Genomic DNA, 9,278 nt, shown 5'->3' with positions numbered 1-9,278 from the left:
TGGAATACTACTAGTTGGTAAGGACCACCGTTGTACAACCACTCATCTAAGGATGCTGCTTCCCAGATTGGGTAGAAGTGTAATCCAATTGCGTTGGAGGAGGGAACAACTGCACCGGAGATGATGTTGTTTCCGTATAGTAATGAACCTGCTACTGGCTCACGGATACCGTCGATGTCTACGGGAGGAGCGGCGATGAATGCAATTACGAAGCAAGCGATCGCAGATAGGAGGGTAGGAATCATCAAGACTCCGAACCAACCGATGTAGATGCGATTTTCGGTGCTGGTGATCCATTCGCAGAATCTATCCCAGACGTTGGCGCTTTGGCGCTGTTGAATGGCTGTAGTCATGTGTTTATAATTGCGTTTTGGGTATGTATGTTTTGGTAGGTGTTTCTACCTCATGAATTTATATTAGGACGTTTATTGAGATTTGTAAAGAGGTTTTCGTAATATTTTTTAATATATTTGAAAAATAGAATGATAAAGCAGACACAGCAAGGGTTTTAGGCGTTAATTCTTTTGTAACAATTTCTATAATAATTTTCTTGTAGGGTGGGTAAAGCCCTTGCATGGCTACGCTAAAGCCCAGAAAGTAAGCTACTAACCACATCAGACACTCGAAGTGAAAACCATTGGTACGTTAGCCTTTGGCATAACACTCCCCACGAAAAATCCGTTACTTATATATATGTCCTCATTTAGTCAAAATATTGTTACATATAGCCCTGCTTACACCATCGTCCCGACTTATGAATGCTTTAACCGCTGTTCCTACTGCAATTTCCGCACAGATCCAGGTCAAAGACCTTGGCTAACTCTTGCAGAAGCAAAGAGTATTTTACAACAACTGCAAAGTCAGAATGTATGTGAAATCCTCATCCTCAGTGGTGAAGTACATCCTCATTCACCAAAGCGTAAGGCATGGTTAGAGCGAATTTATGATTTGTGTGCATTAGCACTAAAGATGGGATTTTTACCACATACCAATGTCGGTCCCCTCAGCTTTGAAGAAATGCAGAAGCTGAAAAATGTAAATGTGTCGATGGGGTTGATGTTGGAACAGTTAACACCACAACTACTAGATACAGTCCATCGCCACGCACCGAGTAAAATACCAGAAGTGAGGCTGCAACAGTTGCAATGGGCAGGAGAGTTGCAAATTCCTTTTACTACCGGACTACTTTTGGGAATAGGTGAGACTGAAAATGATTGGTGGGAAACTTTAGTAGCTATCTCAGATTTGCATCAACGCTACCAGCATATACAAGAAGTCATACTGCAACCCCACAGTCCGGGAAGTCAGCAAACCTTCGATGCACCGCCTTTTGACCCCCATCAACTACCGTCCGTCATCGCCAAAGCAAGGCAGATTTTACCAATAGATATTACAATTCAAATCCCGCCCAATTTAATTCAAGATCAAGAATGGTTACTTGCTTGTATCGCTGCGGGTGCGAGAGATTTAGGAGGAATTAGCCCCAAAGATGAAGTTAATCCTGATTATCCTCATTTGCAAGAACAGACATTGAGAGAAATTTTACAGCCTAGAGGGTGGGAGTTAATACCAAGGTTGCCAGTATATCCCCAGTTTGCGAGTTGGTTGAGTGAGGAGTTGGGGGAGGGAGTGAAAAAATATCACCTGAAAATGAATTCCAAAGAAAATAGCAGGACTTAAACATTCAAGGAGAGTGCTTAAAACTGTATCTCATCCAAATGCACACAGCTATATATTGGATGCTATTTTATCGGTGTTTTTTGTCTAAGTCCTGATAAATGATCTAGTTTGTCCGAGAGATAAACCTTCATCTTCCTTAATTTTTCTATTCGTTCATCAATCTGTTCAAGCTTGCGTCCCAGAATATTTTGTTTTTGATCAACAGTCAGGCGATCGCATTGTTGCTACAAATTTCCAGTCTTGCTGAAGAAAATACATACCCCAAATGACCAGCCAGCGCATATCTACCGCTAGGCATTCCCCAAAAGATAGACCTTGCAACTTACTCGCTGTTGTAAAATAGACAATAGAACTATTCGGGGGGGCCAGTGAACTGGTCATAAACGTCTATAGAGACCATCTTCGGTAATCTCCAAGGTTTAAAGTCCAGCCAGCTGAAACAACTACAGCGGCTGTACCACCAGCGCATATCTGGCAATCTCATCACAACATCGGAGTTTGCCCAGCGTCTGGCCGCAATTAGCACAGAACTAAATCAGCCTGTATGTGCTTATCTCAATCGTCGCGGACAAGTGATTCGGGTGGGAGTAGGCAGTCCACGTCAAACTCAAATCCCACCACTAGAACTACCCCGTTACGGTGCAGAACGTCTGAGTGGTATTCGTTGTATAGCTACCCATCTCAAGCCAGAACCACCAAATGAGGCAGCACTGACAGCGATGGCACTACAACGCTTAGATGCTTTGGTAGTGTTAAACATTACTGGAACGGGATTTACAAGGCGGGGTGGTGGTGCGGCTGGTTACGTGAAAGAAGCTTATTTGGCGCATTTAGTAGCCAATAACAGTAAACAGCTAGTTTTAACTCAGTCTTCAGGAATTACTACCCCAGACGCAACCCTATATTCCAGCGTGTCGCCACCTCAGAGTTTAGATGCGATCGCCGAACAGGATTTTCTGGACTTAGTGGAAGGTCTAGAAGAAGAATTCCGCCGGGAATATATTGCTCAAGAAGTAGGCGCTGACAATGATCGTGTGGTCATAGTCGGGGTAATAACTGATAGCACCACTCCTCAACAATTCCAAGACACCATAGCGGAATTGGTGCGGTTAGTGGATACAGCTGGGGGAGATGTATTGCAGATACTCCAACAAAAGCGATCGCGCATTCATCCCCAAACCGTCATTGGTGAAGGTAAAGTTCAAGAAGTTGCCCTCACCGCCCAAACCTTGGGAGCCAATCTTGTCGTCTTTGACCGAGACCTCTCACCCGCTCAAGTCCGTAACCTAGAAGCACAAATTGGGGTCAGAGTAGTTGACCGTACAGAAGTTATATTAGATATCTTTGCTCAACGCGCCCAATCTGGTGCAGGGAAATTACAAGTCGAACTGGCACAGTTAGAATATATGATGCCACGACTCACAGGTCGAGGTCGTACCATGTCCCGACTAGGGGGCGGTATTGGGACTCGCGGACCTGGTGAAACAAAACTGGAAACTGAACGCCGAGCGATTCAGCAGCGAATTTCCCGACTACAACACGAAGTTAACCAGTTGCAAGCTCATCGCTCACGCTTACGTCAACGACGACAACATCGTGAAGTTCCTTCGGTGGCCTTAGTGGGTTATACCAACGCGGGTAAGTCTACCTTACTTAACGCCCTCACTAACGCCGAAGTTTACACAGCCGACCAACTTTTTGCCACACTCGACCCCACGACACGTCGCTTGGTCATTCCCAACGCAGATACCAATGAACCTCAGGAAACCTTAATCACAGATACTGTAGGGTTTATTCACGAGTTACCCCCCTCCTTAATGGATGCCTTCCGCGCCACTTTGGAAGAAGTCACAGAAGCTGATGCTCTACTGCATTTGGTAGATTTGTCTCATCCTGCCTGGTTGAGTCATATTCGCGCAGTTAGGGAAATTCTCGCCCAAATGCCCATAACTCCTGGCCCAGCTTTGGTTGCTTTTAACAAAATTGACCAAGTTAGTAGCGAGACACTAGCTTTAGCGAAGGAAGAGTTTCCTCTAGCGATATTTATCTCCGCTAGTCAGCGTTTAGGTTTAGAAAACCTCCGCTATCGCTTATCCCAGTTGATTGAATATGCGGTTGATGGTGGGTAAATACTCATAATTTAGATGAAGCTATGATCAGAAAAACCGTATTCCCAAAGAGTACGGATTTTTTGTGTAGAGTAAAAATATTTTATAGCCGTGGACAGGGTAGTTAGGACATCAATTGATAATGAAACTCTCACTACAAGAGGGTTTTACTCCTGAACCGGAGGTCTGCGAAGCGTCTCCTGACTCTTGCCATACAACCCACATTCCGCTTACGTACTTACATAACGAGTCTATTTACTATCACCAGAATCATTAATCAAAAGTAGGTAAGCACAATAAAACCAAACTGTGTAAAGAAAAGTAAACAAGGCTAAAACCCTCTCTCCCCCTGCACCCTGCACCCTGCCCCCTGCCTTATCCCAACGACAATTTTTAACGCCAACCTACTAAATTTATAACGGACTATAGCAATCCGGGTTCATTTATGAGAAAATACTTAATTAAAGATAATTATAATACCAAAATATCATGCGATTTTGTGGCTGAAATTTTATATTTAGCGTAATTAATGGTTTTAGTTTTAGTTATAAAAATTACGAGTGTGAGAAAAGTATTGTCTCAAGAGTCATTCTAGGATTGCTATATTTTGGCAACAAACAAAATACCATGATTAATTTGCAGAGTGCGTATACATAGGAAATCGGTGTGATATATTCCGTAAATATACACTGAGTTTAAAGGTTAATTAAATCTTTCATGAAGTTGTCTTTGCAACATAGACTTTGGAACGCACTTGTGCCACAGTATATTCAGTAGTCATAAACTTTACGAAATATAAAAGTACTCTTAATTAATGGAGTTTATTTTAAATGTTAACAACATCCTCTCAAAAAATACTAGGTTATATAGCCCTTGGAGTTTCATCCTTAACGGTGGTGATGGCTTCCCAAATACCTCAAGCCTACGCAGCTAGTATGACCTTTTCCGCTACAGGCACTAACTCAGCAACTAGCAGCAGTCTAGAATCATCAGTTATTTTTAATGACTCGTTAAACCCAGGTAAATTAACTATCACCCTTACTAATCTTGGGGCAGGTGCAAAAGCTCCCTCTGATGTTCTGACTTCACTTTTCTGGGACTACAATGGTTCTTCGCCTTTAAACTTATCGTTAGCCTCGGCTACAGCGGCAACAGTAACTCAAAAGAATACTAACACCACTACAAGTAATGTCAATCTTCTTAACACTCCAAATGGTAAAGAATGGGCATTTGCCTCTACTACCAAGGCCTCTGGATTAGGTGGAGATGTTAGTGCTGCTGGTGCTGTAGCAGTAACTCAACAGTATGGTCTTGGTACTGCTGGTTTAGGTATTTTTCAGGGCATAGGAGGCTCAAGCCAACAAAAGTATGGCATAATAAACGGCTACGGCAGCGGTGCGAATAACCCAATCAAAACCAATCCTTTTGTTAACAACTCTGCAACGTTTGTTTTATCAGGGCTAACCGCTGGCTTTGATATCAAAAAGATTAGCAATATTCGTTTTCAATACGGGACTAATTTAAACGAAGCTGCCACTTATTACGTTGCACCACCACCACCACCACAAAAAGTACCTGAACCCAGTGCAGCAGTTGCACTTGGTTTATTTGCTATAGGTGGGGTGAGAGTGGTAAAGAAAAAGTCTTTACTAGCAGTTTAGATTCTAGCTCTGAGAGATTATTCTCGGTTATCAATATTCACTGACAGCAAAAGGGCGGCTTGAATTCCTTCTTTAGGTGGGATCAGCCTCCCTTTTCTTTAGACTAGAGTAGCAACAGTTTAAAATTAAGAAGTATTTGATTAAGTATTGGATATTTATGACGGCAAAAGTAGAAATTTACACTTGGAGTACTTGCCCATTTTGCATACGTGCTAAAAGCTTGCTGAAAAACAAGGAAGTTGATTTCATCGAATACAGTATCGATGGAGATGAAACTGCACGGAATAAAATGGCTCAAAGGGCAAATGGTAGACGCTCTTTACCACAAATTTTTATCAATGATGATCATATTGGTGGTTGTGACGATATTCACGCTTTAGACCGTCAAGGCAAGTTAGATGAACTGCTTGCTGCTGATAGCATTTAAAGCAAATCCACAGCAGTAATCTCAGGGACAAGAAGTTTAGCTTCTACGTCAATCAGTGAGATCATCTAAATTGACCCATTACATTCTTGGTGATTGAGGTAAAGAGGGTGAAACTGGCTTTTATTATAGATCCCATCCATCAGCTTGATCCATGCCATGACACAAGTGTTGCGCTCATGGAAGCCGCGCAAATTTTAGGTCATGAAGTTTGGATAACTCAAGCTAACCTACTGAATGTTGTGGATAGCAAAGCTTGGGCTTTGCTACAACAGGTAGAACTTGTACCAGTGGAGTTGGTAGAGGGACGTTGGATAGCAGCGAATCCTTGGTATAAGTTAAGTTCTAGTGTCTTAACTCCCTTGGAATCAATGGATGCTGTATTTATGCGAACAGATCCACCTGTAAATGATTCCTACCTCTATGCTACTTACATTTTGGATTACGTTGACCAAAATAAAACTTTGGTAATTAACAGTCCTAGTGGTATCAGAAGTGCAAATGAGAAAATGTATGCCCTTCAGTTTACCGAATGCATTCCTGAAACGATTGTCAGTGCTGACAAGGAAGTTATCCGCTCCTTTGTGGAAGCCAAGGGAGCAACTGTTCTCAAACCACTAGGTAACAAAGCTGGGGAGGGGATTTTATTTTTGCAATCAGGCGATCGCAATTTCAATTCTATTGTTGAACTCAGTACTGTCCAAGGTCGAGTACCTGTGATGGTACAAAACTATTTACCAGCGGCTAAAGAGGGAGACAAGCGGATTATTTTGCTAAATGGTGAACCTATTGGAGCGCTCAATCGCCTTTCCAATGGCAGTGATTTTCGCAATAATATGGCTACAGGCGGCACTGTGGCTCAAACCCAAATTACCCCATCAGAGCAGAAAATTTGCGCCTTATTAGCCGAAAAACTCCGTCAAGACGGTTTAATTTTTGTCGGTATTGATGTGATTGGTGGCTACCTGACGGAAGTAAACGTTACCAGTCCCACGGGAATTCGTGAGATTGACCGTTTAGATGGAACTCATCTTGGTCATCAGGTTATTGAATGGGTTGAGCAGAAGCTAAACAACCCCAATTATGCAGTTTCTAGTTGAGGCTGGGAAAAAGGTAATTGGTAATTGGTAAACTACGTACCAGTCACCTTTGCCCTAACTAGCAACTTCCGTTAAACAGAAAAAAACTCAAATAAAATTTTGGGGTAGCAACCGGATTGCTGACCCCTTCCTCGTGAATAAACCCTAAAACTAGTAAATTTTATACAGCACTCAGCCGCAACTGAGACTGCAAATTTAATCTAAAATCTCAAATCCAAATCCACAATCACTTAATTTTTGGGTGGTGTGCGTCGTCGTTGGAGAAAATCAGGAATATCTAATGCGGGCTTTTCTTTAGGCTCAGGAATTGGATTGGGTTGATTAACAGTTGGTTGTGGTGTAGGTTTTCTAGTATTGGTTGGAGTTACTATTCTTGCGTTAGCTACATTTTGTTGTGGTGCAACTTGGATTTCGCCTGTAAACCCAGTAGCAATGACAGTAATTCTGACTTCTCCTTGGAGTCTGTCATCAATTACTGCGCCAAAAATAATATTAGCGTTGGGATCAACCACTTCATAGATTGTTTCAGCCGCAGCATTGACTTCATGTAGGGTGAGGTCACTTCCACCAGTGATGTTGAAGACAACTCCTCTAGCTCCTTCAATAGAACATTCTAACAAAGGTGAAGAAATTGCAGCGATCGCAGCTTCTCTAGCTCTAGATTTGCCAGAACTCACACCAATACCCATCAATGCTGATCCTGCATCTGCCATAACTGCTCGCACATCAGCAAAGTCAACGTTGACTAACCCAGGAATCGTAATGATATCAGAAATACCTTGCACCCCTTGACGCAACACATCATCAGCATAGCGAAAAGCTTCTTGTACAGGCGTTTGTTCGGGAATCACCTCCAACAGCTTATTATTAGGGATAATTATTAAGGTATCGACCCGACTTTTCAATCCTTCAATGCCTTGCTCGGCTTGGCTGGTGCGTCGCCGTCCCTCGAATACAAATGGACGTGTCACTACACCAACAGTAAGAGCGCCCATTTCTTTAGCCACTTCTGCCACAATTGGCGCTGCACCCGTACCAGTTCCTCCGCCCATACCAGCGGTGATAAACACTAGGTCTGCACCTTCTAAAGCCGTAGCAATCTCATCACGAGATTCCTCTGCTGCCTTTTGACCAATAGCAGGATTACCCCCTGCACCTAAACCCCTTGTCAGTTTCTGTCCGATTTGCAACCGACTAGGAGCGCCAGCTAAGGTAAGAGCTTGAGCATCGGTGTTAATTGACCAAAATTCCACCCCTGAGACATCAGACTCTATCATGCGGTTAACAGCATTGCCACCGCCACCACCGACACCAATCACTTTAATGTTGGCGACTCGTCCGGGAACAATTTCACCAATGCGGCTATTTTCAGTAATTTTCTTATTATCGTGATTTTGTCCGTAGTTCAACCCAGAACTATTAAAGGGATTGCTGGCGTTAACTGCTACAGAGAAACCTGGCTGTCCGACAGATTGGGAATTTTTATAGGTAAGCTCTTGGTTATTATCGAGTGTCATTGGATTTTTGAAAGGTAGATAAACGACTTTTTCCGGTGTTATTCACCTAAGAGTCAACTATAGTTTGACCATGCCCTAGATTGTGGCAGTGTTTTTTATTGTTCTCCACACGAACAAACCTAACCGGAGTGGACGTGCGATAATTTAGCTATAGGATAAGCTTTAAACATAGGCTATCGCACCACTAAATTTTAGAGAAGTATACTTACGTTGTTTGACAATTGGTCTATATAACTTGATCTAGACATTACTATTTTCAATGATATATTGCTGATCTGTCCCGGTATGCGTGTGGTATGTCCAATATCCTTCTCCTATTTCTGCTAAAAGTTTTATTTTGTGAGCATTCCTACAACTTTCGTGGATAATTTGCGTGTTTTTTCTTAAAAAATACTCTAAACTATTGTATGATTTTAAACGCTTTTTTGAGTAAAATACGTTTAAAAGTCACTCTGCTTAATTTTTGGAGTTGATTTCCCTAGAGAGTTTAAAGTAGTTCTTATACACCTTAGCAGAGTAAAAGCAACTCCACACTCCAAATTCTCACCAGACCATAAAACTTGTAAATATGGTTCACAAACAATTTTCTCTGCGTTAATCACATGATCAATAGATTTGACAATCAGAGATAGTCGCAACTTTAGACACAAACATTGCTTGCTTCATCAGTAGCGTTAATAAACCAGCATAACCAGATACACAATGCTACTCAAGAGAAGTTACCGCGCAGAAAAATCTGAACTAATCATGTCACAGGAGCAACACATAAAAAATTAGCGCGGTATTTC

Annotated in this window: 7 protein-coding genes and 1 pseudogene; 5 read left to right on the top strand and 3 right to left on the bottom strand. The window is 42.3% G+C overall.

All coding sequences use genetic code 11. The features are described 5' to 3' along the window. A pseudogene (locus tag H6G59_RS07065) lies at positions 1 to 353 on the bottom strand (photosystem II q(b) protein); the annotation flags it as partial. Between the two features lie 340 nt (positions 354 to 693). On the opposite strand from H6G59_RS07065, the gene cofG reads away from it, so the two are divergent. Next, positions 694 to 1,680: a 7,8-didemethyl-8-hydroxy-5-deazariboflavin synthase subunit CofG gene (cofG, locus tag H6G59_RS07060; RefSeq protein ID WP_190712797.1), complete on the top strand. Its 987-nt coding sequence runs from the start codon at positions 694 to 696 to the stop codon at positions 1,678 to 1,680. A 198-nt stretch (positions 1,681 to 1,878) separates the two neighbouring features. On the opposite strand, the gene H6G59_RS07055 is transcribed toward cofG, so the two are convergent. Next, positions 1,879 to 2,061, bottom strand: coding sequence for a hypothetical protein (locus H6G59_RS07055; protein WP_190712795.1), 183 nt, complete (start codon positions 2,059 to 2,061; stop codon positions 1,879 to 1,881). Between the two features lie 8 nt (positions 2,062 to 2,069). On the opposite strand from H6G59_RS07055, the gene hflX reads away from it, so the two are divergent. The 4 genes from hflX (at position 2,070) to gshB (ending at position 6,973) form a co-directional block, all read left to right on the top strand. Continuing rightward, positions 2,070 to 3,809 carry a GTPase HflX gene (gene hflX, locus H6G59_RS07050; RefSeq protein WP_190712819.1) on the top strand — a complete coding sequence of 580 codons (1,740 nt, stop codon included), beginning with the start codon at positions 2,070 to 2,072 and terminating at the stop codon, positions 3,807 to 3,809. 809 nt (positions 3,810 to 4,618) lie between these two features. Beyond that, positions 4,619 to 5,449 (top strand): XDD4 family exosortase-dependent surface protein, encoded by an 831-nt coding sequence (locus H6G59_RS07045; protein WP_190712793.1) that lies wholly within the window; start codon positions 4,619 to 4,621, stop codon positions 5,447 to 5,449. Positions 5,450 to 5,606: 157 nt separating this feature from the next. Continuing rightward, positions 5,607 to 5,876, top strand: a complete 270-nt coding sequence (gene grxC, locus H6G59_RS07040) for a glutaredoxin 3 (RefSeq protein ID WP_190712791.1) — start codon at positions 5,607 to 5,609, stop codon at positions 5,874 to 5,876. Between the two features lie 107 nt (positions 5,877 to 5,983). Beyond that, on the top strand, positions 5,984 to 6,973 hold the full coding sequence (gene gshB / locus H6G59_RS07035; protein WP_190712789.1) for a glutathione synthase: 990 nt from the start codon (positions 5,984 to 5,986) through the stop codon (positions 6,971 to 6,973). Positions 6,974 to 7,203: 230 nt separating this feature from the next. Here the strand turns inward: gshB and ftsZ are convergent, their stop codons facing one another. Further along, positions 7,204 to 8,490, bottom strand: coding sequence for a cell division protein FtsZ (ftsZ, locus tag H6G59_RS07030; protein WP_190712787.1), 1,287 nt, complete (start codon positions 8,488 to 8,490; stop codon positions 7,204 to 7,206). Between the last annotated feature and the right edge of the window lie 788 nt (positions 8,491 to 9,278).

This window comes from Anabaena lutea FACHB-196, assembly GCF_014698305.1.
Classification (GTDB): domain Bacteria; phylum Cyanobacteriota; class Cyanobacteriia; order Cyanobacteriales; family Nostocaceae; genus Anabaena; species Anabaena lutea.
This window is presented reverse-complemented; position numbering and strand designations above follow the sequence as displayed.